The following is a 23909-nucleotide window of genomic DNA, read 5'->3' as shown; positions in this document are numbered from 1 at the left end:
CTTTACCCAGCTAGACTCTCATATAACCATAGACAGGTTTAGGTTCTTCTCAAGTATTGGGTGACGCAAGATAAAGGGAGATGAACGCATCTAATGTTGGTATCGAGGCCGGTTTACTGTCTCTTGCACTATCAGGGCGTGGTGTGATGCCTGTTTTAAGCAAGTCACTGATTTTATGCACGCTTACATGAGTCCCTTTTAGTTGTGGCAGTACATGTTCTAAATAATCGATGGTGGTTTTGTGAGGGTGACCAATAGCAATGGCACTGCCATAACGTTCGGCTACGGTGATCGCTTTTTTAAATTGAAGGTGAATGTGCTCAATATCGATCTCATTATCTAAAAAGATATCGCGTGAAGCACTGGGTAAACCCATGGTTTGCGCAGTTGAAAAGCCCACGCTCTTGGCACTGGTTCGGCTATCTAAAAAGAATAATTGTTTTTCTTTCAGCACCTCCATGACCCACATCATAGCAACACTGTTGGTTGTTAGCTGACTGCCCATGTGATTATTCATGCCCTTTGCGAAGGGGATACTTTCAATGGCAAACGCAAGTTTTGTTTTAAATTCGAGTTCGCTTAACGATTCGTTTAATGCGCCAGCCCCCAGTTTTCGGCCATTCACTGTGCTCATCGGGGCATGCAAAATCACATCTTTGCCTAGCCGCGCGGCTCGTTCAGCCAAGCGCTTGCTGTGCTTGCGGTGTGGCATGACGGCAAAGGTAATATCAGCGGGCAGGGCAATGGCGTTTAAACCGGCTTGCAAGCTATTGCCTAAATCATCGATGACAATAGCTAAGCGTGCAGGGTTGGGCGTGTCGGCTAAGCTGATTCCTGGCAGGCTACTCAGTAGCAGCAGGAACAGCAGGCGTTTGATCATGACTATCACGGTTTTGTTTACTGCTTAATAAGCGCATACCTTTTAGCATAGTCAGCGCTTGGTTGAGTTGGAAGTCTTTGGCGGTGAGCTTTTTGGTCTCATTTTCATCGTCTTCGACTTTCTTCTCTTTCTCCTCTTTTTTATCTTTCTTGTCATCCGGGTTTTCAAGGTGTCCGGTCAAGTCTGCTTCTTTGTAGTAGCGCGATTCGTTTTCAGGGGTGAACTTGCCTTGGTGTATTTCAATATCGGGCTCGATCCCTTGTGCTTGAATCGAGCGGCCAGCTGGTGTGTAGTAACGTGCAGTGGTCAACTTCAGTGCGTGTTCGCCATTCAGGGGTAATACCGTTTGTACTGAGCCTTTACCGAAACTTTGTGTGCCCATGATCACTGCGCGGCCATGATCTTGTAACGCACCGGCCACAATCTCAGAAGCGGATGCGCTGCCGCCATTAATTAAAACAACGAGTGGGATTTCAGGGGCGGGAGTATCGATGGTCGCTTCATAACGCACATCGGCGTTGGCGATTCGGCCTTTGGTATAGACGATTAAACCGGTTTCTAAAAAGGCGTCACTGACCGCGACAGCTGCATCTAACACACCACCAGGGTTGTTACGTAAATCGAGAATAACGCCACTTAGGGGTTTTAACGGCTGGTCACTTTTTTCTGTCAGCATTTGCAGTGCATTGCTCACATCGGCGCCGGTGTTCTCTTGGAATTGGGTAATGCGAATATAACCGTACTGTTCATCCAGCAGTTTGTGTTTCCACACTGGTGATTTTAATTTCGGCTCGTTTAATCGTGATCTCTAAGGGCTTGCTTTCCCCTTCACGTAAAATGGTGAGCACAATCGGGCTGCCGGGCTCGCCGCGCATTTTTTCAACCGCATCATTCAGACCCAGACCTTTTACTGGGGTCTCATCAAGCTTAATAATTAGGTCGCCAGCTAAAACACCCGCTTGTTGTGCGGGAGTGTCATCAATTGGGCTGACGACTTTTATAAAGCCATCTTCCATGCCTACTTCAATGCCTAGGCCACCAAATTTACCGCTGGTGTTGGCGCGCAGGTCTTCGAAGTCTTCTTCGCCTAGGTATGACGAGTGCGGATCTAGACCGCTTAACATACCGTGAATGGCATTTTCTAGCAGAGTTTTATCGTCAACGGTTTCAACATAACTGGTACGAATACGTTCGAATATTTCAGCAAAGGCGCGTAATTCTTCAAGGGGTAAACGCGATGGGGCAACTTTAGCTTCACCTTCGATAATGTCTTGGGCGTTGGCTGAAAATGTCAGCACGGCCAACAAGGTGAGAAATAATGGGCGTAACATAGAGAGTCTCGATTTATATAAGCTTTATAAGTTATAACAGATTGTTATGAAATTTGAAGTCAGGTCGGTTTAATTGTGGCCTTTTACGTGTAAAGCAGACCATTTATATCATCTAATACAAGAGTATTAACCTTTTAACCAGTATTTTGGATTTTTTGGCTGACCTTTATGACGAATCTCAAAATACAATGCGGTGTCTTCAAAACCGCCACTGCGGCCCACATTTGCGATTACTTCACCGGTCTCAACCCAGTCACCCACACTTTTTAATAGTGATTGATTTCGCGCATAAAGTGTCATGTAACCTTGGCCATGGTCAACAATTGTCAATAACCCAAATCCACGTAACCAGTCACTGAATACCACGCGGCCATGATGCACGGCGCGAACGTGTGCACCTGTTTTTTCTGGGTAGATCCAACCTTGAAAGCGTTGCTTACCATTCGGTTGCCATTGGCCAAATAATTTTTGGACTCGGCTTGTGATGGGGCTTGGCAGTTTCCCCTTTAATTGTTTAAACGGGCGACTTTCTTTGTTGCGTTCATAGGGTAAAAATACTTCTTCGACTTTACCCAGTAATTCCATCAGATTTTGTCTGTCTTGTTGTAGGCGTGAGAGCTGTTGACCACTGCCTTTTATTTTTTTATCTAACGCGTTGGCATATTGTTGCTGTTGTTTTTGCGTTTGCTTGAGTTTGGCGTAACTGCTTTTTAATTCAGTGAGGTTGTCTTGTAAGCTGGATTCACGCTTTTCAATGCTGGTTTGCACATGGCTTAATTTAGTTAAAGTAGTGCGATATTCGTTAATTTCTTGCTGATGTGCAGAATTGAAATACTGTAAATAATTGAGGTTACGTGAAACTTGCGCGGGGTCTTGTTGGTTGAGCAGCATTTTTAATTGAGGCTCTTGGCCGAGCTTATAGCTGGCCAAGATAATGTCATTGAGAATGCGTTGTTGTTTGAGTTGGGACTGGTTGAGTGTGGCCTGTTCGGCTTTGAGCTTTTTTAGGCGATCTCGTTCCCCCTGCAACGCTTTCTTAATCGACTCCACCTGTTTGCTCATCTTGGATACGGCCTCATCGCTTGTGCGCAATGAAGACACCAGGTCTTTGTGGTCGTCTTGTGCTTTTTTAAGAAAAGCTTGCAGGTCGTTGATATCGTCTCTTAATTTTTTTAAGTGACGTTCACTCAATTGCTTGCTGTCTATGTCTTGTGCAACGCTAATGTTAAGCGTGGCAAAAGATAATGTAGCCAGTAGTATTAAACCTAGTAAGCGTCGAATCACGAGCGTTTCTCTAGCAGCGACTTACCTGTCATTTCGCTTGGTTGTTGCTCACCCATCATGGTTAATAGTGTCGGAGCGATGTCGCATAAAGAGCCACCTGTTTTAAGGGCCACTGTTTTACCTTGCTGACTAACATGCACAAGATTCACAGGGCCTGTGGTGTGTTGCGTCATTGGGCCGCCATTTACATCCAGCATTTGCTCACAGTTGCCGTGGTCGGCGGTAATTAAACATTCGCCGCCTACTTTTAATATGGCATCAGTGACACGTTTTAAACACACATCAAGGGCTTCAACTGCCTTAACTGCAGCATCAAAGACACCAGTGTGACCAACCATATCGCCATTGGCAAAGTTACATACAATTAAGTCGTAGGCTTGATTCTCGATGGCTTCTACTAATTTATCCGTCACCTCAGGGGCGCTCATTTCAGGTTTTAAATCGTAGGTGGCCACATCTGGGCTATTGATAAGAATGCGCTCTTCACCTGGGTATAATTCTTCACGGCCACCGCTAAAGAAAAACGTCACGTGGGCGTATTTTTCAGTCTCAGCGATGCGCAATTGAGTTTTGCCCAAGTTACTAACGTACTCACCTAAGTCATTGGTCATGGGGCTTGGTGGAAATGCACAACTGGTTTTAATGGCGGCTGCGTACTCTGTCATCATAACAAAGTCGCTTAATTGCGGATGCGCGGTACGAGTAAAGCCATCAAAGTCGCCATCTACGAATGCACGGGTGATTTCACGTGCACGGTCAGGGCGGAAGTTAGCAAAAATAATGCTGTCGCCGTCTTCGACTTTGACTGGCGTGCCTAAAATGGTGTCGTCGATGAATTCATCGTGAATGTCACGCTCATAAGAGGCCAGCAAACCTTCAACGCCATTGGCGGCCTGATATTTTGCAGAGCCTGTTGTGTACATGTCGTAGGCTTTTTGCACACGATTCCAACGGTTGTCACGATCCATTGCGTAATAACGGCCAACAAGCGTCGCTAATTTTGCGTTGTCGCCTAAGCCTAAAGAGGCCATATGGGCTTCGATGTCTTCGATGAATGGCTGGGCACTTTGTGGTGCCACATCGCGGCCGTCTAGAATACCGTGAACATAAATGGCTTTCGCGCCGCGTTTTGCCGCCATGGAGGCTAAAGCTTTGATGTGGGTAGAATGGCTATGCACACCACCAGGGCTTAACAAGCCTAATAAATGAACAGCTTTACCTTTATTAATGGCGGCATCCATTGCGTTAACAATGGCGGCGTTTTCAAAGAAGTCGCCATCTTTAATGCTTTTGTTAATGCGCGTGAAGTTTTGGTAAACAATACGGCCAGCACCTAGGTTCATGTGGCCAACTTCAGAGTTGCCCATTTGCCCATCGGGTAGACCAACGGCCTCACCGGATGTACTGATTAATGCACGGGGAAAATCAATTTTGAGCTTATCCCACGTTGGGGTATTAGCAGCGCTAATGGCATTGTCGTTTGCGTCTTCACGCTCACCAAAGCCATCAAGAATAATAAGTGCAACAGGTTTGGGCAAAGTGGACATATGACCCTATAAGAAATGATTGAATATGGACCAGATTTTACATGTTTGTAGGCCATCATGCCATTGGCGATACAGCGAGAAACGGCTGGTATCGGTTTACGCTTTTGATGCGCGCTAATTGAGGTATACTGCGCACCAAAGAATTTGAGGTGGTGTATGGAACAGTTTCTAGAATTTACAGTGAATAATTGGATGTTAGTCGCTGCTTTGTTAGCGCTTTTTGCACTATTAGCCTGGGATGGCAGCCATAAAGCGGGTCCTAAAGTTAGCACTCACGAAGCGACTCGCTTAATTAACCAAAGCAATGCGCTGGTGTTGGATATCCGTGAAAAAGGGGACTTTAAGGCAGGTCATGTGGTGGATTCGGTGAATATTCCTAATTCACAGGTAATAAATCGTGTATCAGAGCTAGAAAAACACAAGACTGACCCCATCATAGTGGTATGCAAGACAGGCCAAACTGCCTCAGCAGCGAGTAAAGCGCTTAAAGAGAATGGGTTTGAACAGGTATATCGCCTTAGCGGCGGAATTATGGAATGGACCAATAACAACTTACCATTGGTCAAAAAATAATAACTAGAGACGTAGTCATGACAGAACAAGATCAAGCATCACAAGCAGCGCAAACCGATCAGCAAAAAGGCCAGTTTGGCGTTCAGCGTATTTTTGTAAAAGACGTGTCTTTCGAAAGCCCAAATGCACCGGATGTGTTTCGCGGCCAGTGGAAGCCACAAATCAATATGGATCTTAACACCCGCTCTAACAAGCTGGCGGATGATGTATATGAAGTGGTATTGACGTTAACCGTGACGGCTAAAAATGAAGACAAAACAGCGTTCTTAGCGGAAATTCAACAAGGCGGTATCTTTAAGATTGAAGGACTAGATGGCGGTGCTTTGCATCAAACATTGGGTTCTTTCTGCCCTAACTTGTTGTTCCCTTATGCCCGTGAAGCGATTGATGCACTGGTTGTTAAAGGCAGTTTCCCTGCATTGATGCTTGCACCTGTGAACTTTGATGCGGTTTACGCACAAAGCGTGCAGCAAGCCAAAGCACAGCAAGAAGCAAAAACAGAAGCTACGCACTAAATAATAGTGTGTGAATAAAAAAACCGAGCGGCTTTTAAAGGCGTTCGGTTTTTTTATGTCTGGTGCTTAGTGTCGGTTATTTTGCGCCAGCAAAGTCTAGCTGACGCCAAGCTTCATACACCATAACCGCAGTGGCATTTGATAGATTCAAGCTGCGGCTGTCTGGCACCATAGGTATACGAATTTTCTCATCTTTGGATAATGTATCAAGCATCTCATCAGGTAAACCACGCGTCTCAGGCCCCATGACAATGGCATCTCCTGCCTTAAATGTTACATCGGTATGTCGACGCTGCCCTTTGGTCGTAATCGCATAGCTGTTAGCAGGCTGTACATCATCAACAAATGCTTGCCAATTTTTATGGATTTTTACCTTGGCGAATTCATGGTAATCCAACCCCGCACGGCGCACGCGCTTTTCATCTAGCTCAAACCCCAGTGGCTCAATCAGGTGCAATTGAAAACCTGTATTAGCGCATAGGCGAATGATGTTTCCTGTATTGGGCGGGATTTCAGGCTCAAATAATACAACGTGCAGCATAGTGGTGTTTCTACAATGTTTGACTAGGATTAGATAAGAACAGTTTACCTGAATTATAGGGTCTAAAGGAGTAGGCATCTGTTGAATTTGGCGCTTGATCCACGAAAGTGGTTTATCAAAAAAGAGAAAAAGCCAAAAGGATTGGTGGGTTTAACCGTGAGTGAACACGGTGTAGCGATCAGCCATGGTGACATTCAAGACGGGGAGTTCAAGGTCCTTAAGCTTGAGTTTGCGCCTATTCAGGGAGCTGGGGTGCTTCCATTTGTGCAATATTGGGTCAATAAAAATAAATTAAAAAATGCCGACTGCCATTATGTACTGAATAAAAATGAGTACGAATTAGAATTAGTTGAACCTCCTCCTGTTGCAGAAGACGAGCTGAGCGAAGCCGTTCGCTGGCGTCTTAAAGATCTTATTTCGATTCCCATTGAAGAAACTGTGATCGATATTTTTCCGCTGCCGGAAGACGCCTATCGTGGGCGTATGAAAATGCTCTACGTGGTCGCGGTTAATCGCGCGGTCATCGAAGAAAAACTTAAATTCATCCGTCGTTGTGGTTTAGATCCAAAAATTATTGATATTGAAGAAATGGTGCTGCGCAATATTTCACTTTATTTACCCGACATGGAAAAAGGCACAATTGCGATCCTTGGCTTAAAACAAAACAGCGGCGAGATATTAATGTTTAGCCATGAAGATATGTATCTGTCGCGTTCCATTGAAATGGGGTATTCGAGTTTGATGGAAGGGGATGAGTCAACGGAAAACGAAGAGCAATTCCAGATGATGGAGCGGTTTATATTAGATGTGCAGCGTTCACTGGACTATTACGAAAGTCAGTTAGGCAAAGGCATTGCGAGCAAAGTGTACATACTGCCGATGGGAGTCGAGGGATTAGAATTACAAAAACCGATGCAAGAATTGTTATCACCTATGGTAGTCGAATTAGAATGCAAAAAGTATATCCCCATGGGTCCAAATATTTCATTTACTGACGTTGAAGAGATGCATTTATTGCCGGTTATTGGTGCAGTGCTAAGGCGGTTAGCATAATGCAGCAGGTTAACTTATTTTTAGAGGAGTTTAAAAAAATAGAACCGCCTTATTCGGCTGCCATTATTTTACTTTTGATGGGTTATACATTGTTTTTTAGTTTTGTTGTAACGGGTGGCTTGTATGCGTTAACCGTTAAAGAGCGAGCGGTACATACGGATTTATTGGAACAAACACGTTTTTGGCAGGAACAATTTGATATCGCGTATCAGCAAAATCCAGAGCCTAAAATAAGTGAGGCACTACTTAAATCTATTGAGGGCTATGAACGTCAAATTACAAGAAATATGAATGTGCTTGGTTATTTAAGTGGTCGAAGAAATGTGGTTAGAAAGCAAGTGTTTTCAATCTATTTAGACGCACTTACAAAGATTAAGCAAGATGACCTTTGGTTAACAAAAATAGCCATTAAAAAAGGCGGTACATCTTTAACATTGCATGGGCGAGTATTAAATCCAAGCGGTTTACCTGAGTACATAAGGAAAATATCGGAATTGGATATTTTTAAAACAATGCAATTTGAAGTGTTTGATTTGAAGCGTGACGGTGATCAGATGAAATTTGTAGTGAGTTCTGAAAAGCAGGAGATGTCGATTGAAGACTATCTGGACAAAGCTACCACCAAAAATTAATTCGCTAAGCATTAGAGAGCGTAAATTAATTGCATTAACGAGTATTAGTTTTGTATTGGCGATGTTTGTTTTGTTTGCTTGGCATCCTATATGGAATAAATACCAAAACATAATGCATGAGAACGCCAAAATGATAATCAATATAGATACGTCACAAGACAATATTGAAGCATTAGAATCACGCTCAAAAGAAGATGTGAATCTGCCGTATAGAAGTAAATTATCTGATTTGAAAGAAATAGAAGCAATACAGCAAGAAACAATAAACAGTATAACCGGTGCTTTAATTCAACCTGAAAAAATGAATTTAGTATTTGAGGGGTTACTTGATAAAAATAAGCTGATGTTTGATTCAATGAAGAATTTGAAACCTAAAGTAATTGAATTAAAGCAAGCTAAAGAATCGAATCAAGTTTTGTACGAACATGGATTGGTGTTAGAAATGCGAGGACAGTATTTCCATGGCTTGGAATATATAAAAGCAATTGAGAATCAAGATTGGCAATTGTATTGGGACGAAGTGGAATATAGAGCCACTCGTTATCCACAGGGTGAATTAACGTTAAAGGTGCATACATTAAGCACCAGTGACAAGGTGCTGGGTTTATAAATGAAGGCTGTGATTATTTCATTTACGATGATATTGAATTTGGTATTGAGCTTATCGGCGAATTCCAATCAATATGACCCAATGGCACCACCAGGTTACGGGCCTGTTGTTAAAGACAATATAGTCGATAGAAAAAAAGTAAAAAGATACTACTACAATTTAAGACAAGTCGTTATTAGCGCAAAAAGGAAACCGAGCGGTTATTAACGGATCTGTTTTGAAAGAAGGTGAGTATATCAATAAAGCGAAAGTTGTAAAAATTGAGGCAAATAAGGTCACTCTGTCAAAGTCAGGGAAGTTATCTGTCATAAAACTGAATCACCCGATGAATAAAGTGAGGCGGTAGTCATGTTTAATGCCTTTAGAAAAAATGGATATTTTCTTTTCTTAGTATTATTAGGCTGCGCGAGTTCACCTGAAAAAGACTATGAAGTTAAAGAGCAAGCTTTTAAAGATATTCCGAATACCTCGGCATCGGTCGTTGTGCCGCAGTCCGCTTATGATGCATTGATGCCTGAAATCGATAGTCGCTTATTGCCTGAACGTTTTGATGTGAGCTCGAAAAATAATCCGGCCAGTTCATTTTTTATGGGATTAGTGGATGGTTTGGGTATTAATATGGTTATTCATCCTGATGTAAAACAGAAAATAACCATCAATTTAACAAATGTGACACTCGAAGAAACACTGCAAGCGGTTAGAGACAGTTATGGTTTGCAGTATATTAAAACCGAATATGGTTATCGAATTTTACCTAATGCGCTACAAAATAAAGTATTTAGACTTAATTATTTAAATGTTTCTCGCCAAGGCACGAGTGGCATCTCGGTTGCCAGTGGTCAAATATACTCATCCGAAAGCAGTGACGATTCAGATTCTACGAGTAATCGTTCAACGTCGACGGCAACTAAATTAGATACACAAGCCAGTACCGACTTTTGGCGAACGCTACAGCAATCCGTACAAGTAATGGTAGGTAATGGTGGTGGCCGAAGGGTCATTGTTGATGCGCAAGCTGGATTGATTGTCGTACGAGCGTTTCCTGATGAGTTATATGCAGTGGGCGAATTTTTACGACGTGCTGAATTGTCCTTGCAAAAACAAGTCATCATTGAAGCAAAAATATTAGAAGTCACCTTGAATGATGGTTTTCAAGCAGGGATTCAATGGGACTCTTTTGGTGCAGGCATTAATGCCACATATGCCAGCTCGTCAAAAGAAGTAGCCGGCTCATTATCATCTGAAAATGTCACTAACCCTGATAACCTTGCGGGTATTTTTTCCCTAAATTTTAACACCACAGACTTTACCGGTGTGATTCAGTTGTTACAACGTCAAGGCGAGGTTCAAGTACTGTCGAGTCCACGTATTAGCACAGTCAATAATCAAAAAGCGGTTATTAAAGTAGGTACGGATGAATTTTTTGTCACTGATGTCAGTACAAATACCACCACCACCACCACCAGCACCAATACCAGTCCTGAGGTGAGCTTAACGCCATTTTTCTCGGGTATTGCATTAGATGTTACGCCGCAAATTGGTGATAACAATCAAGTTATTTTACATGTTCACCCTAGTGTGACTGAGGTGGTTGAGCGTAATAAAGTGATTGAAGTTGGCTCAAATACATTTGATTTGCCTATGGCATTTAGCAGTATTCGTGAAACCGATAGCATTATAAAAGCACAAAATGGTCAGGTGGTTGTTATTGGTGGCTTGTTACAGAACAAGAAAAGTCGAACCGATGCGCGAGTGCCTTGGCTGTCGCGTATTCCATTAATAGGCGCGTTGTTTCAACAAACCCAACAAACACAAACAAAAAGTGAATTAGTGATTTTACTGCAACCTAAAGTAATAGAGAACGATGCTTGGAGTAATGAAGTAGAGAGCATTAGGCGCACCTTCCCCAGCTGGCAGCAGCAAGGAGCATCTGAAGAATGAACAGCATAAATGCGATACCAATGAAACGTCCTGCTGAAAAGCAAGAGCCAATGAAACGAATACTGGATGAATTTAAGTATTTCTTTAATTTAAATGAAATGCCATTTTCATTGTTACCTAACACCAGTTATTACGTTGATCTACCTTCTCACCAGCAGTGCTTTTCAATGCTGATGTTTGCTGTTGTGAGTGGAGAGGGCATGATAAAAATTATTGGTGAAGTGGGCACAGGTAAAACACTGCTGTGCCGACGTTTATTAAATTCATTAAATGATGATGAATATTATAGCGCCTACATACCTAACCCAAATTTAAACCCGATTGAATTAAAGCGCACCTTAGCGAAAGAGCTGCAGGTAACAGATTTAGAGTGGCTAAGTGACGATGAACTCATGGAGGCTATCAATAAGCGACTATTAAAACTGGCACTGAATAATAAACGAGTGGTTTTGGTGATAGATGAAGCTCAGTCATTACCAGAAGAAAGCATAGAAGCATTACGATTATTCACAAACTTAGAAACAGAAAGCGAAAAACTTATGCAAATAGTGATGTTTGCTCAACCAGAACTCGATGAGATGCTGAATAAATATCATTTAAGACAAATTCTCCAGCGTATTACCTTTAGTCAGCGTTTAGAGTATTTAGGTCGTTCGCATATTCGGCAATATGTGAATCATCGTTTAGCAGTAGCTGGGTATAACGGTGAGTCACTCTTTAATGAAGGCGCCATTAGTGCGTTGCACGAATACAGCAAAGGCGTACCAAGGTTAATTAGTATTTTAAGTGGTAAAGCCCTGTTAATTGCCTTTTCTAAAGGTGAGCGAAGAGTCACAAGAAATATGATAAAGCGAGCAGCAAAAGATACCGAGTGCATTCAGTATCAACCAAAATGGTTTTTTGGCTTGATGTAAGGATTGATATGAGCGTTGTTAATGATATTTTACATGACTTACATCAGCGTCGCAGCCAGCAAAGCTATGTTCACAGTGTACCATTTCTTGATGAGCAAGAATTAACATCAAAAGTGAATGTCTCACGTCACTTATTTGTAATGCTCATCGTACTCGTGATATCGAGCCTAGTATTATATTTCTCGATATTAAGCAAATATGAACCCAATACATTATATGAAAATGCCTCTCGCTTGGGTGCGCAGATTTCACCGCAGCCAAGCACAACAGGGGCTGTAGATGATGCCAATGGCATACTGAATATTAGCGCGACTAAGCGTGAGCCAATCACAAGTGAAATGGTTGAACCTCTTAATGTAATTGATGATACACAGTTGAGGCTTGCCGTTTTATCATCCGCCATTAAACCAGCAGAAAAATCCTTTAAGGCTACAGCGGTGACTCCGGTTGCCACGGCACAACCTGAGAAAACGAAAAAACCGATTATCAAGTCTGCGGCTTCTATCTCGGCTGTACCTATCTCTTTAGTACCGAGTCCTTCAGCGGTTAGCCCTTCAGTACCTAATTCTTCAGAGCCTGTTTATCAAACTAGGCGTGTTACTAAAAACAGCCAATCGGTTGTCGGTAATGTATCAAAAGATGAAGATTTAATTCGAAAATTTATGATCGCTGAGCCTAAAAAAGTATGGCCTTATATTCAAAAAATATTACCCGTCGCCTCTAATAAAATAGATTTAATGGCGCTAGGCGCGCAAGGTGAACAGCGCAGTCATCAGCATCAAACGGCGTTGAATCTTTATCGTACATTAGCTGAAATAGAACCAAACGAAGCAAAGTGGAAAGTTGGCTCGGGTATTAGTCTAGATGCACTTTCTCAACATGCTCAAGCGTTGAGAGACTATAAGCAGTCTCTTAAGTTGAATCGATTACCTGCTGCATTAAATACATTTGTACGACAGCGCATTGCTCAATTAAGCGGGCCTCAGCATGAATGATAAATTAAGTAAGGTGCGTGTTGGTGATTTGCTGATTGAAAAAGGCATTATCACACAAGAACAGTTAATGATGGCCCTGGATGAGCAAAAACGCTCTGGACGAAAGTTTGGCCGCGCTGTGATTGATCTTGGTTTTGTCAGTGAAGATAATTTATTGATGGAATTATCAACGCATTTTGCTATGCCATTTATCGATATATCTCGCTTTCAATTTAATAGTAAAGTCACGCGTCGATTACCAGAGAGTATTGCTCGGCGCTATCGTGCCATTATATTAATGGAAGAACAGAATCAATATTTTGTGGGATTCATGGACCCGCTTGATATATTGGCAGTGGATGAAGTCCAGCGTGCGCTAAAGAAAAAAATTGTTCCAGCTTTTGTAAAAGAACACGAAGTATTAAATGCAATTGATCGTATTTATCGCCGTACCGAGCAAATAGCCTCTATTGCCGGTGAGCTTGATGAAGAACTGGGTGAAAGTGACTTAGATTTAGAGCGGTTATTAGCCGAGTCGGATGCCAGTGAAGCACCTGTGGTGCGGCTATTACAAAATATTTTTGAAGATGCTGTGCAAGTTAATGCATCGGATATTCATATTGAGCCGGATGAAACCGTATTACGTGTACGTTTGCGTATCGATGGTGAATTGCAAGAACAGGTCATGAAAGAACGAAGAGTTGTGAGCGCTCTGGTGAGTCGTCTAAAAATCATGAGTGGTTTGGATATTTCTGAGAAACGATTGCCTCAAGATGGTCGTTTTAATATTCGTATTTTAAATCGCAGTATCGATGTGCGTTTGTCAACGCTGCCGACACAGTACGGTGAAGCGGTTGTTATGCGTTTATTAGACCAAAGCCAGGGTTTATTAAATATCAGTTCCCTTGGTATGACCCCCACCATTCTTAAGCGCTTTAGAACATTAATAACACGCCCACATGGCATGGTGCTTGTGACGGGGCCAACGGGCAGCGGTAAAAGTACAACCTTATACGCAGCGCTAAATACGTTAAATGCAGAGAATAAAAAAATCATTACAGCAGAAGACCCTGTAGAGTATCGCTTACCCCGTATTAACCAAGTACAAATTAATACTAAAATTGATTTAACCTTTGCAAAAATATTACGTACTGCATTAAGACAAGACCCTGACATTATTTTAATTGGTGAAATGCGAGATACCGAAACCACCGAGATTGCATTGCGTGCGGCTATGACAGGTCATATGGTGCTTTCGACATTGCATACCAATGATGCGATATCGACGGCAATGCGATTAATGGATATGGGTGCGGATTCGTACCTAGTTGCATCGAGCTTACGAGCCGTTATTGGTCAGCGTTTGATTCGTAAAATTTGTCAAAATTGTAAATCACCTTATGCATTATCTGCACAAGAAAAGAGTTGGTTAATTGGCATTGGCTGTGATCCAAACGTTAATACCTTTTATCAAGGTGAAGGTTGTCACCATTGTTCGAATACGGGTTATGTTGGGCGCACAGGGGTTTACGAGTTACTGGAACTTGATGACGGTATGTTAGACGCGCTTAGACGACAAGACACATCATTATTTATTAAGTTAGCAAAAGCCAGTGACTTGTATTCACCGCTGGCAGATTATGCTTTAGAACTGGCTATTGCGGGCAAAACGTCGATTAGTGAAGTGTTTAAAGTATCGGCTAGCCTTGATGACAGCGCCTTGTCAATGGCGAGTTTAAGGTGATGCGTAATGCCATTATTTTTTTATAAAGCGCGAGATAAGCGAGGTGAGCTTCATAGCGGTGAACAAGAAGCTAGCCATCGTTCTAACGTGGCTTCAAGGCTGATTGATGATCGCTTGATTCCGGTGTCTATTGAAGAAATTCAACCCTCGATAAAACTAGAAGACCTTTTAAAACAGTACCTTCCTAAGAAATCCATCCCGCTTGATGACATGGTGCTGTTTTGTCGCCAAATGCATGCATTAACCAAAAGTGGTATTCCCATTATGCGTGCTGTTTTTGGTTTGGCCGAAACCAGTAATAATGATGCTTTAAAAACAGTGCTACAAGATGTAGGCAGTATTTTAAGCCGTGGTAATACGTTAAGCCAAGCGTTGCATCAGCATGAATTTTATTTTTCACCTATATTTATTAGCATGGTTCATGTGGGGGAAAGTACAGGTAATTTGGATCAAGCTTTTGCGCAGTTAGTTAACTATCTTGAAATGATTCGCGACACTAAAAAGAAAGTATCCAGTGCGTTACGTTATCCTTTGATGGTCATCACATCCATTGTCATTGCGTTAATTGTTGTGAATGTGGTTGTTATTCCCAGTTTTGCCAAAGTATTTGAAAAATTTGGTAATGACTTACCATTTGCAACTCAAATATTATTAGGGACTTCGAATTTCTTTATCGAATATTGGTGGTTTATGATTGGCATAATAATTGTGAGTGTTATTGGTTTTTTAAAATATATTAAAACAAAACAAGGCGGATTGAATTGGGATCGAATAAAACTTAAATTACCAATTATTGGTAGTTTATTAAATCGTATTTGCCTATCGCGTTTTACCCGAACCTTTTCTATGTTGTATGCAGCGGGTGTGCCTATTTTACAAGCCATTGATGTAAGTGCTGAAGCCATTGGTAATTTATATATCGAAAAAAACGTACGCGAAATGCGATCAGGCATAGAGCGAGGTGACTCGCTTTCACGTACCGCCAATAGTTCTGGCATGTTTACGCCATTGATTTTACAAATGATTGCAGTCGGTGAAGAAAGCGGGGCGTTAGATACACTGCTGCATGATGTCAGTGAATTTTATGATGAAGAAACTGATTTCCAAGTGGAGCGTTTAAGTGGTGCGATTGAACCCATTATGTTGCTGTTTATGGGCGCGATGATACTTGTGCTAGCGCTTGGAATTTTCTTACCGCTTTGGGATTTAAGTGCAGGTGCACGGTAACACGATGAATTCAATACAAAAGCAACTTCAACATTCGAGTGGTTTTACGCTGATTGAGCTCGTAATGGTGATCGCCATTATGGCTATTTTAGCGGTAATAGCGCTGCCAAGAATGATGAATAATTATGATGATGCGCACTATAGCAGCATTGCTGCAACGGGCGGGGCGTTGTCTAGTGCGGTGATTTTAGTGCGCAGCCAGTGGGTTTCTAACGGGGCAAAAGGCGAAGTTGATGTGGTAAAAGGCTATGGGAACGATGACATTGCGACTACTTTAAATGGTTGGCCCAGTGATGCTAAGAGGGGGGCGAGTTCGAATCACAGCCCGCAGTTATCGGGTAATGCTCAGCGTTGTATTCGGTTATGGCAATCTTTGATTTCAAGTAATGGTATTAAGATTTCAGCCACACCTGACGAGGACATTAGCTATTTAGCCTCTGCATCCAGCGGTACTATATGCACTTATACTTATCAGCAGAACGATACTAATAGCACAATAGAATATGATTTAAGTACAGGCACGGTACTGACAGTTTTGAAATAAGAAATATCAACTACACTTAAAACTGAAGAAAGGAAATAGGTCATGCACCTAGTATTTAGATATCGGAGAGCAGTATGAAACTAACGACAAAATTAAAGCGCCATTCACACCATCAATCGGGTTTTACTCTGATTGAGCTGATTATGGTGATTGTGATCTTAGGTATATTGAGTGCCTTTGCACTGCCTAAGTTTGCGGATTTTTCTGGTCAAGCGGAAAGCTCCAGTTTAGAAGGTGCTCGTGGTGCCGTCAGATCTGCTTCGGCTATTTCTCATGCAGCTTGTCTTGCTGAATCAGGTTGTAATTCAAGTGCTGCAACCGCTAGCGTTACAATAGAAGGCGCTGCGGTTGCGATGGTATTTGGTTATCCATCCAAAGCAGGTATTGAAGACGCAGCTGATTTAGATGGTTATATAATTTCACAGGGGGCAAATGCTACAGCGCCTTTAATCATTGCTGTTGATGGTGATGGAACACCTTGTTTCACCTATTCGGTTGCAACGTCAAATAGCGCGACACCTCCGGTGATTACAGCTCCTGTAGTTGGTGTAGCCGCTACTTATGATGCAGGTGCTACAACTGCTGATACAGATGATTCATGTTCATAGTATAGCGCATGAAAACAACAAAAGGCTTTACCTTAATTGAGCTGATTGTTGTGATCGTTTTGATATCGATACTCAGTGCTGTTGGTATAGGACTATTCAGCAGCCCAGACCAATATACAGCACGGCTGGCTGCCGATAGGTGGCTGGCCGTTTTTCGTTTAGCGCAACGATTGGCATTACAAAAACAAAACCAAACTGACTTAGTGACATTATCGGTAACAGGCAGTGGTAATAGCTGGAGCATGTCCATTGACCAAGGGGGCACAAATTTAAGCCAGTTTGATATTGAAAATAAAGGCTTGCAAGTGTTTGCCTCAAACACTGTTTTTAGTGGTGCATGCAGTGCACTGCCAGCACTAACCTTACCATTGACGTTGTATTTTGATGGTTATGGAAACTCGGTTTCATCGACAAGGGTACAAGCTAGCAATAGCCAGCGAGTATGTCTTGTGGGGGCAAGCGTGCAATCACTGTGCATCAGCCCAAGTGGATATGCTTATGAAGGATCATGTGAAAATTAAAGATGTTTCATCTTACTATGAACGTCTCAAGCAATACTCTACCCGCGGTTGTTCTCTGCGTATTCGTTCACGTACTTATTCCTATTCAAAGCGTTATCTTTTCCGGCAAGACGGTGTGACGTTAATTGAATTAATTATCACGATTGTTGTATTGGGCATTGCGTTATCGGCGTTGGTGTCGGCTTTATCAACTGGCATCGCAAACAGCTCATTACCGCTATTAGAGAGCAAAGCTCTGGAGCTAGGCCAAGCGTATTTAGATGAAATACAAGCGATGCGCTTTGACGAAAATGGCGACATTGGCGGCGGCCAACTAGCAGCGGCCACCATCGCATGTAACGCGGCGAATTTTAGTGATGGTGAGACACGGGCTTTGTACGATGATGTTGATGATTATCATAACCTCAATGACGCTCCTCCCATATTAATCGACAGCACGATTAATATGTCAAAGTACGCAGGCTATGGCGTGACGGCACAGGTTGTTTGTGCGGGAACTGAATTAGGCCTTGCCAATAATAACTTGGCCAAACGTATTACGCTGACAATTACCTTGCCGAATAATAGTTCACGGAGCATTGCGTTTTATAGAGGTAATTTTTAGATGACTAAAAACAGCTTCTATAAAAATAACCAAATTGGTTTTACCCTAATTGAATTAATCATTGTGATTGTTGTCCTGTCAATTTTAGCCATTGGCAGCGTGCAATTTATTAGTTTTAGCGCGCAAGGGTATGTCGATACTGCTCGACGTTCGGAGCTTTCGTCAACTGCCAGTATTGTCAGTGAAAAAATAACCCGCTTAGTTAGAGAGGCGTTGCCGAATAGTGTGCGTATTACATCTAACAGCCGCTGTTTAGAATTTATGCCGGTGGTATCCGCTTCACAATATGTACAAGCGCCAATAGAAGGAAGTCCGGCCAGTGTGTCTCGTAATGAATTGCATGTGGTGCCGCTTGATGGTTTATTAAATGTGACAGGCTATGCTGCCATTTATCCTATGCCTAATCAGCAAGCGTCCTTATATTCTAATAGCGATAACCCTGGGTATTTGAGTTTAGAACCCGTTACGTTTGACTCTACTCAGTCTGGGGCCAGTGTTTATACCTTTAATAACAGTCTGAACTTTGAGTATTTACAGTCGTCACCCAGTAAACGTGTATTTTTAACGGATAGGCCGGTGGCATTTTGCCAAGACGGTACGCGGCTGTTTTATTATCGTAACTATGGCTTTGTTGCTAACGTGAATAACTTGGTGAGTCAACTCCCCAATGCTGTGCCAAATCGATTATTAATTGCAGATAAGTTATTAGCCAACAGTTTGGTGTTTTCATATTTACCCAGTGGTTTGCGACGTAATGGGATTGTGGCATTCGAATTAGAATTTCAAGACAGTACCGATGCCAATGAAACATTGGTGGTGAATCAAGAGGTGCAAATTAGAAATGTACCTTAATCAAACATTAATAAAGACAACATTACACAAGCAAGCTGGCTTAGGATTGCCATCGGCCATGTTTTTAATCTTAGTCATGATATTGATTGTGGCGGCTATTAATCAATTAAATGAATTAAATGCAGAGGCGTATGGGCGAGAATGGCTAAACAAACGCGCTTTTTACGCGGCAGAAAGTGGCGCACAAGCGGGTGCGGTATTTGTGCTAAATACCAACCAAGCACAGCCTGCATGTGATAATAGTTTTATAAATAATTTAGCTTTAAATGCAACTGGTCTAGCGTCATGTTCTGTTAATGTCAGCTGTAATTTACAAACGGTTGTCGGTGTAAATTACATGACACTGACCAGTACAGGCCGTTGTGGTTCTGGCAGTGATCAAGCCACACGAGTGATTCAAGTGAGGCTAATACAATGACTAGGCTATTAATTTGTGTTGCTTTACTCATGATTTCTTTACCGTCGTTAGCGTATTGGAGTTGTGCATGGCCATATCGCACCGAGATTAATGTCCAAGAAAATTCAGGCTCAAATTTAGATAATTACCAAATACGAATTAATGTGAGTGCAAGTGACTTGAATAGCACTTATAACTGGACGAGTAATGGTTTTGATTTACGTGTTATCAACAGCGACGATGAAACCCAATTAGATTTTTGGGTTGATCAGTGGGATCAAGCCGCACAGACAGCCGTTATTTGGGTGCGCTTTAATCAATTATCCGCAAGCCAAAATCGGACCATTTATTTTTATTATGGTAATAACGTTGCCGATCAATTGGCGAATGTCCCTTTCACCTTTACGAATCCGGGTATTAAGTTTCATACCCGTCGTGTGACAAGTAACCCCACAAGTTTAGTTAATGCCAATAATTTATTTAATACGGCGGGTGATGGTAATGCAGGCTATGGGTGTACGTTTATTACGAACTTTACAGATGTTGAAAACTCATCGGAGTTTGGTTCAAATATCAATTTCATTGCCTACAGTGAAACCTATTTTAATGTGGCGTCAGGTGAAGCGGGTACATGGAATATTCGCTATGGTGGTGACTTTGGCGGTGGCGGTGGCTTATATGTGGATGGCGTGCCGTTAGAAGAGCAATGGGACGATGACTTATGGTGGGACAATGATTGGAGTGACAGTGACGAAGTATTAGAAGGCAGTATATTTTTATCGCAGGGCTTTCATAAGCTAGAAGTGATCGGTCAAGAGGGTGGGAATGATGGTGGGATTACCGTTCAGTTTCAAAGGCCCGGTGATGCGTTTACATCTTATAATACTGGCGATATTCAAATTGTATCTCGTGCCTGCCCAGTATCGGTTGAGCCTAGCGTCTCATTTGGCGCTCAGGCTACAGCAACGTGCCCTGCGGCCATTGCTCAGTACCGTTTAGACGAAGGCGGGTGGGGTGGCAGTGGTGATGTGATTGATCAAAGTGGAAACTTCCCTGGCACCATGACAGGTAGCTTTCTTGAAGAATTAAATACTCAAGTATGTGATGGTGTCAAAATAAATAACAACACAACCATTAATGAAATTTCAGCACTGCAAACAGGTGTGAATATAGTGGATGATGTGGGGCCTATTGGGTCTATCGGGTTTTGGACTCGAACCGAAGATGATTGGGACAGCGGTAATGTTAGGCGTACATTAATGGATGCGAGTTTGTATGTTAATGGTTCTGCATCGGACCGATATTTCTTTTTAGAAAAGCGCACTAATGGCTCATTAATTTTTCGATTTGAAGACACTAATGACGGGGATTTTTTTATAGCAGAAACGCCTACCACGGCTCGTAATCAGGGCCAGTGGTACCACATCACAGTGACATGGGATTTTGCAAACGATGCGTTTCAAATTTATGAAGGCGATACATTAATTGCATCGGGCAATCCCAATACAAGCGGTAATATTTCCCAGTTGGGGGATATTTATATCGGTGATAATTCATCTATTTATAATGTGGCTCCTGGCAGTTCTAGTGACGCAACATTCGATGAAGTCACCATTTATAATTCTGTGTTATCGGTTTCAGAAATTAGAGGGCTAATGGCAAAGACCCGTGAGTGCGATAACCCTACAGCTGGTAATAATTGTGACGTGACATTTTCTGAGGGATTGACGGCCTTAGACGACGGTATTATTGATTTTGGTTTTAATGCACAGTTGCTTAATAATCCAGATAATCAGTTGAGTGCTGGTATTATTTTTATGAACGCAGCCGCTAATCAATTTACATGTGGCGGGTCAAACGTTTGTACCAATGGTGACCCGACCATTGGGTCTGTTTCTGCCGGGCCATTTCAAACAAGAACATCAACAACCGATATTAGTGTTGCTTTTAGAGCGACAGGCACAGTGGGTGCGACGACCGATAGATACCGTAATATTAGTACAAACTTTCGGTCTGTTTTGAACTTCTCTGATAGTACATACACAGAGTTTTTTATTAATAATTTAAGTATTGGCAGTCGCAATACCGTTAACCTTGCGCCTGGTACTTATTGGATTAATAACCTTTCAATCGGGAGTCGTTCGACATTTAATGTTGTGGGTAGTGGCCCGGTTAGGTTATATGTTAACAATGTTTCATTTTTTAACTCTAATGTGACGATTAATAGTCCGAGCATTGAAAGCAGTGGCTCACCAGAAACATTATTATTGTACTTTTATGATACTAATGTCAGCTTGCCAAATAATTTCACTATATCAGGCACGGTGTACAGTGAAGGAGACATCACGCTTTCCAGTAGTAGTTATATATTTGGTTTACTCTCAGCAAAAAATATAGATTTAGGCAGCAATAGTAGCGTTACCTATGATGCAACAGCTTACGATGGCCTAGGTGATATCACATGGTGCGAATCGAATGCAGTAGGTATTGGCAGTATTACGGTATCAGCACCGGCAGTGGGTATTAATTGTTTGCCTGTGGCAGTAGACATAACCGTACTTGATACCAATGGCGATGTATTAGATACCTACGATCAAGCCATCGCATTAAGCTCAGAAACCGGTGTGGCTGATCATGGCGATTGGTTATCAAATGGTGGTATTAGCGGGACATTACAAAACGGCACAGCCGATGACGGTATTGGCACGTATATTATGGCGGATGCGGATGACGGCGATGCCACACTCTATTTTTCTAATACCCATGCCGAGTCCACAGAATTAACCGTTAGCGCAGAAGGATTTTCTGATTCTACAACCGTCGTTTTTCAACCCTCGGGATTTGTTTTTTCTAATATTGCGACACAAACATCAGCGTTACAGTCACCGTCTGTTTCAATACGGGCAGTAGAAACCGATTTAGTGACAGGCACTTGTCAGCCGTTGTTAATTAATACACAGCAAATTCAGATGGCCGTAGAATGTTTGACACCTAATAATTGCGGTGCGCCGAGCACTTTAGTCAATACGGATCCTGTGATTCAAAATACCGCGGGCAATGTTAATAACTACAGTGCGGTTGGTTTAGATTTTGGTGGGGGCACATCAGATAGTGCGGACTTTAATTTAACATACAGTGATGCAGGATCATTAAGGTTATATGCTCGATACGAATTGCTAAATGAAGGGGGGGGCGGGACGGGTAATTTTTTGACCGGGTCTTCGAATGAATTTGTTACTGTGCCTGCAGGTTTTTGTATTGAGCCAAGTGATGCAAATTGGCAGTGCACCGTACCAGGATTAAGCGCTAACTGTAGCGCATTTAAGCAAGCAGGTGAGCCGTTTGATTTAGTGGTTACCGCTAAGCAATATATGTCGGGCAGTACTAATTATTGTAATCATGGCACAACGTTAAACTTTAATAGCTTAGTGAATGTGTCCCATAATTTAACTTCACCAACCATTGCTAACGGTGGAGAAATCGGTAATTTTTCATTAAATAATGTGTCTCTGACTTCAGGTTCTGTTACTTCACCTGTTAATATTGATGAGATGGGCGTGTTTACTGTGACAGCTGGAGGAAACACTTATACCGGTTTAGGTGTGGCTCTGCCGACGAATACATCCGCAAATATTGGGCGCTTTTATCCAAAAGATTTTAATGTGATATCCAGTACCGATGCATCTTATAGTGATGGCAATACCGGCTTTACTTACACTGGCCAATTACAATCAAATACTACAAGTGGTGCAATTGAATTTAATACTGAACCGACCTTTAACTTTGTGGCTAGGGGCTATAATAATCAGACACTGAGTAACTATATATCCCCATTTTATGAAACGCCGACTATTACCGCTACCGCAGGTTCCATTGCATCGGGTTCATCAGGTATAACGGCTAATCTTTCAACCGGAACCATAACCGGCCCCAATGCTAATAATCAATACACGTATGAATTTAACAGCAATGATCATTTTGTGTTTAATCGTGACCTTAATAGCTTAAAAGCCCCTTTTACAAACGACACGATTATTACCATTACAAATATTAGTACGAGCAGTACGTCGCTGGCAGCGAGCTATGATATTAATGGAGCCGGTGGTGAGATCCGTTACGGCCGTATTCATATTGACAATGCATACGGATCTGAAACACAAGCCATCACTCAATCATTTCAAGCCGAATATTTTAACGGTACGCAGTTTGTATTAAATACATTAGATAGCGGTACGAATTATGATGTCTCAAATGTTCAATTAATTACGGTAACGGACCAAGGTAATAGCTCAGACCCGCTGTTAACAAGTGATAGTAATATGAGTGGTAATACCTCAGACATCGGGACTTTTAGCAGTGGTGTATTTGAAGGGGTTTGGTCAGTCCCTAGTGGTGGGCGTTACGGTACTTATAATTTCTTTTATGATGCCGAGAGTTGGTTGATGTTTGACTGGGATGGCAGCAATGATGGCGTTAATGAAGATCCGTCAGCTAATGTCAGCTTTGGGCAATATCGAGGTCATGATCGTGTTATTTATTGGAAAGAAATACGTTACTAGCTTTGTGCTACGTTAGGATATTATCTAAAAAATCCCATAAGCGATGTCTTATGGGATT

21 protein-coding genes and 1 pseudogene are annotated in these 23909 nt (G+C 42.1%); 17 read left to right on the top strand and 5 right to left on the bottom strand.

All coding sequences use genetic code 11. The features are described 5' to 3' along the window. Positions 1-49: 49 nt before the first annotated feature. The 4 genes and pseudogenes from ACU6U9_RS05335 to gpmI all read right to left on the bottom strand — a co-directional run bounded on the left by ACU6U9_RS05335 (position 50) and on the right by gpmI (position 5042). Positions 50-880 carry a divergent polysaccharide deacetylase family protein gene (locus tag ACU6U9_RS05335; RefSeq protein ID WP_446734025.1) on the bottom strand — a complete coding sequence of 277 codons (831 nt, stop codon included), beginning with the start codon at positions 878-880 and terminating at the stop codon, positions 50-52. After that, a pseudogene (locus ACU6U9_RS05330) lies at positions 843-2211 on the bottom strand (S41 family peptidase). Before ACU6U9_RS05330 ends, ACU6U9_RS05335 begins: the two are co-directional and overlap by 38 nt. A 126-nt stretch (positions 2212-2337) precedes the next feature. Next, positions 2338-3495 carry a murein hydrolase activator EnvC family protein gene (locus ACU6U9_RS05325; RefSeq protein WP_446734024.1) on the bottom strand — a complete coding sequence of 386 codons (1158 nt, stop codon included), beginning with the start codon at positions 3493-3495 and terminating at the stop codon, positions 2338-2340. Next, positions 3492-5042: a 2,3-bisphosphoglycerate-independent phosphoglycerate mutase gene (gpmI, locus tag ACU6U9_RS05320; protein ID WP_446734023.1), complete on the bottom strand. Its 1551-nt coding sequence runs from the start codon at positions 5040-5042 to the stop codon at positions 3492-3494. The genes ACU6U9_RS05325 and gpmI overlap by 4 nt, the downstream gene beginning before the upstream one ends. Before the next feature lie 156 nt (positions 5043-5198). On the opposite strand from gpmI, the gene ACU6U9_RS05315 reads away from it, so the two are divergent. Both ACU6U9_RS05315 and secB read left to right on the top strand, forming a co-directional pair. Next, a complete protein-coding gene (locus ACU6U9_RS05315; protein ID WP_446734022.1) occupies positions 5199-5615 on the top strand; it encodes a rhodanese-like domain-containing protein in 417 nt (138 codons plus the stop codon). Between the two features lie 17 nt (positions 5616-5632). After that, positions 5633-6130: a protein-export chaperone SecB gene (secB, locus tag ACU6U9_RS05310; protein ID WP_446734021.1), complete on the top strand. Its 498-nt coding sequence runs from the start codon at positions 5633-5635 to the stop codon at positions 6128-6130. A gap of 76 nt (positions 6131-6206) precedes the next feature. On the opposite strand, the gene trmL is transcribed toward secB, so the two are convergent. Then, positions 6207-6671, bottom strand: a complete 465-nt coding sequence (gene trmL / locus ACU6U9_RS05305; protein ID WP_446734020.1) for a tRNA (uridine(34)/cytosine(34)/5-carboxymethylaminomethyluridine(34)-2'-O)-methyltransferase TrmL — start codon at positions 6669-6671, stop codon at positions 6207-6209. Positions 6672-6752: 81 nt separating this feature from the next. Here trmL and ACU6U9_RS05300 point away from each other — a divergent pair, with 81 nt between their 5' ends. From ACU6U9_RS05300 to ACU6U9_RS05230, 15 genes are all read left to right on the top strand, one after another. Next, a complete protein-coding gene (locus ACU6U9_RS05300; protein ID WP_446734019.1) occupies positions 6753-7724 on the top strand; it encodes a hypothetical protein in 972 nt (323 codons plus the stop codon). Next, complete coding sequence (locus ACU6U9_RS05295; protein ID WP_446734018.1) at positions 7724-8356, top strand: hypothetical protein; 633 nt, start codon at positions 7724-7726, stop codon at positions 8354-8356. Before ACU6U9_RS05300 ends, ACU6U9_RS05295 begins: the two co-directional genes overlap by 1 nt. Then, positions 8319-8966: a hypothetical protein gene (locus ACU6U9_RS05290; protein WP_446734017.1), complete on the top strand. Its 648-nt coding sequence runs from the start codon at positions 8319-8321 to the stop codon at positions 8964-8966. The genes ACU6U9_RS05295 and ACU6U9_RS05290 overlap by 38 nt, the downstream gene beginning before the upstream one ends. A gap of 348 nt (positions 8967-9314) precedes the next feature. Beyond that, the gene (gene mshL / locus ACU6U9_RS05285) at positions 9315-10907 is read left to right on the top strand and encodes a pilus (MSHA type) biogenesis protein MshL (protein WP_446734016.1); all 1593 of its coding nucleotides are present in this window, start codon (positions 9315-9317) and stop codon (positions 10905-10907) included. Beyond that, positions 10904-11821 carry an ExeA family protein gene (locus tag ACU6U9_RS05280; protein WP_446734015.1) on the top strand — a complete coding sequence of 306 codons (918 nt, stop codon included), beginning with the start codon at positions 10904-10906 and terminating at the stop codon, positions 11819-11821. Before mshL ends, ACU6U9_RS05280 begins: the two co-directional genes overlap by 4 nt. Before the next feature lie 8 nt (positions 11822-11829). Further along, complete coding sequence (locus tag ACU6U9_RS05275) at positions 11830-12816, top strand: hypothetical protein (RefSeq protein WP_446734014.1); 987 nt, start codon at positions 11830-11832, stop codon at positions 12814-12816. Next, positions 12809-14539, top strand: a complete 1731-nt coding sequence (locus ACU6U9_RS05270; protein WP_446734013.1) for a GspE/PulE family protein — start codon at positions 12809-12811, stop codon at positions 14537-14539. Before ACU6U9_RS05275 ends, ACU6U9_RS05270 begins: the two co-directional genes overlap by 8 nt. A 6-nt stretch (positions 14540-14545) precedes the next feature. Further along, entirely contained in the window at positions 14546-15766 is a 1221-nt protein-coding gene (locus ACU6U9_RS05265; RefSeq protein ID WP_446734012.1) for a type II secretion system F family protein, read from the top strand. Positions 15767-15770: 4 nt separating this feature from the next. Beyond that, entirely contained in the window at positions 15771-16310 is a 540-nt protein-coding gene (locus ACU6U9_RS05260; protein ID WP_446734011.1) for a type II secretion system protein, read from the top strand. A gap of 74 nt (positions 16311-16384) precedes the next feature. Next, positions 16385-16918, top strand: a complete 534-nt coding sequence (locus ACU6U9_RS05255) for a type II secretion system protein (protein WP_446734010.1) — start codon at positions 16385-16387, stop codon at positions 16916-16918. An 8-nt stretch (positions 16919-16926) separates the two neighbouring features. Beyond that, the gene (locus ACU6U9_RS05250; protein ID WP_446734009.1) at positions 16927-17439 is read left to right on the top strand and encodes a pilus assembly FimT family protein; all 513 of its coding nucleotides are present in this window, start codon (positions 16927-16929) and stop codon (positions 17437-17439) included. Further along, complete coding sequence (locus ACU6U9_RS05245; RefSeq protein WP_446734008.1) at positions 17417-18043, top strand: type IV pilus modification PilV family protein; 627 nt, start codon at positions 17417-17419, stop codon at positions 18041-18043. Before ACU6U9_RS05250 ends, ACU6U9_RS05245 begins: the two co-directional genes overlap by 23 nt. Continuing rightward, positions 18044-18895 (top strand): type II secretion system protein, encoded by an 852-nt coding sequence (locus ACU6U9_RS05240; RefSeq protein WP_446734007.1) that lies wholly within the window; start codon positions 18044-18046, stop codon positions 18893-18895. It begins immediately after the preceding gene. Then, positions 18885-19313, top strand: a complete 429-nt coding sequence (locus ACU6U9_RS05235) for a hypothetical protein (RefSeq protein WP_446734006.1) — start codon at positions 18885-18887, stop codon at positions 19311-19313. The genes ACU6U9_RS05240 and ACU6U9_RS05235 overlap by 11 nt, the downstream gene beginning before the upstream one ends. After that, positions 19310-23851 (top strand): CCXG family PEP-CTERM protein, encoded by a 4542-nt coding sequence (locus ACU6U9_RS05230; protein ID WP_446734005.1) that lies wholly within the window; start codon positions 19310-19312, stop codon positions 23849-23851. Before ACU6U9_RS05235 ends, ACU6U9_RS05230 begins: the two co-directional genes overlap by 4 nt. Positions 23852-23909 lie beyond the last annotated feature (58 nt).

It is taken from the genome of Pseudomonas sp. HK3 (assembly GCF_052920985.1).
Note: the sequence above shows the minus strand (reverse complement) of the source record. Positions and strands in the feature narration are given on the sequence as shown.

Coding starts and splice junctions, on each gene's coding strand:
- ACU6U9_RS05335 (WP_446734025.1), bottom strand. CDS start 880: ATGATCAAACGCCTGCTGTTCCTGCTGCTACTGAGTAGCCTGCCAGGA.
- gpmI (WP_446734023.1), bottom strand. CDS start 5,042: ATGTCCACTTTGCCCAAACCTGTTGCACTTATTATTCTTGATGGCTTT.
- ACU6U9_RS05315 (WP_446734022.1), top strand. CDS start 5,199: ATGGAACAGTTTCTAGAATTTACAGTGAATAATTGGATGTTAGTCGCT.
- secB (WP_446734021.1), top strand. CDS start 5,633: ATGACAGAACAAGATCAAGCATCACAAGCAGCGCAAACCGATCAGCAA.
- trmL (WP_446734020.1), bottom strand. CDS start 6,671: ATGCTGCACGTTGTATTATTTGAGCCTGAAATCCCGCCCAATACAGGA.
- ACU6U9_RS05295 (WP_446734018.1), top strand. CDS start 7,724: ATGCAGCAGGTTAACTTATTTTTAGAGGAGTTTAAAAAAATAGAACCG.
- mshL (WP_446734016.1), top strand. CDS start 9,315: ATGTTTAATGCCTTTAGAAAAAATGGATATTTTCTTTTCTTAGTATTA.
- ACU6U9_RS05280 (WP_446734015.1), top strand. CDS start 10,904: ATGAACAGCATAAATGCGATACCAATGAAACGTCCTGCTGAAAAGCAA.
- ACU6U9_RS05275 (WP_446734014.1), top strand. CDS start 11,830: ATGAGCGTTGTTAATGATATTTTACATGACTTACATCAGCGTCGCAGC.
- ACU6U9_RS05270 (WP_446734013.1), top strand. CDS start 12,809: ATGAATGATAAATTAAGTAAGGTGCGTGTTGGTGATTTGCTGATTGAA.
- ACU6U9_RS05265 (WP_446734012.1), top strand. CDS start 14,546: ATGCCATTATTTTTTTATAAAGCGCGAGATAAGCGAGGTGAGCTTCAT.
- ACU6U9_RS05260 (WP_446734011.1), top strand. CDS start 15,771: ATGAATTCAATACAAAAGCAACTTCAACATTCGAGTGGTTTTACGCTG.
- ACU6U9_RS05255 (WP_446734010.1), top strand. CDS start 16,385: ATGAAACTAACGACAAAATTAAAGCGCCATTCACACCATCAATCGGGT.
- ACU6U9_RS05250 (WP_446734009.1), top strand. CDS start 16,927: ATGAAAACAACAAAAGGCTTTACCTTAATTGAGCTGATTGTTGTGATC.
- ACU6U9_RS05245 (WP_446734008.1), top strand. CDS start 17,417: ATGAAGGATCATGTGAAAATTAAAGATGTTTCATCTTACTATGAACGT.
- ACU6U9_RS05240 (WP_446734007.1), top strand. CDS start 18,044: ATGACTAAAAACAGCTTCTATAAAAATAACCAAATTGGTTTTACCCTA.
- ACU6U9_RS05235 (WP_446734006.1), top strand. CDS start 18,885: ATGTACCTTAATCAAACATTAATAAAGACAACATTACACAAGCAAGCT.
- ACU6U9_RS05230 (WP_446734005.1), top strand. CDS start 19,310: ATGACTAGGCTATTAATTTGTGTTGCTTTACTCATGATTTCTTTACCG.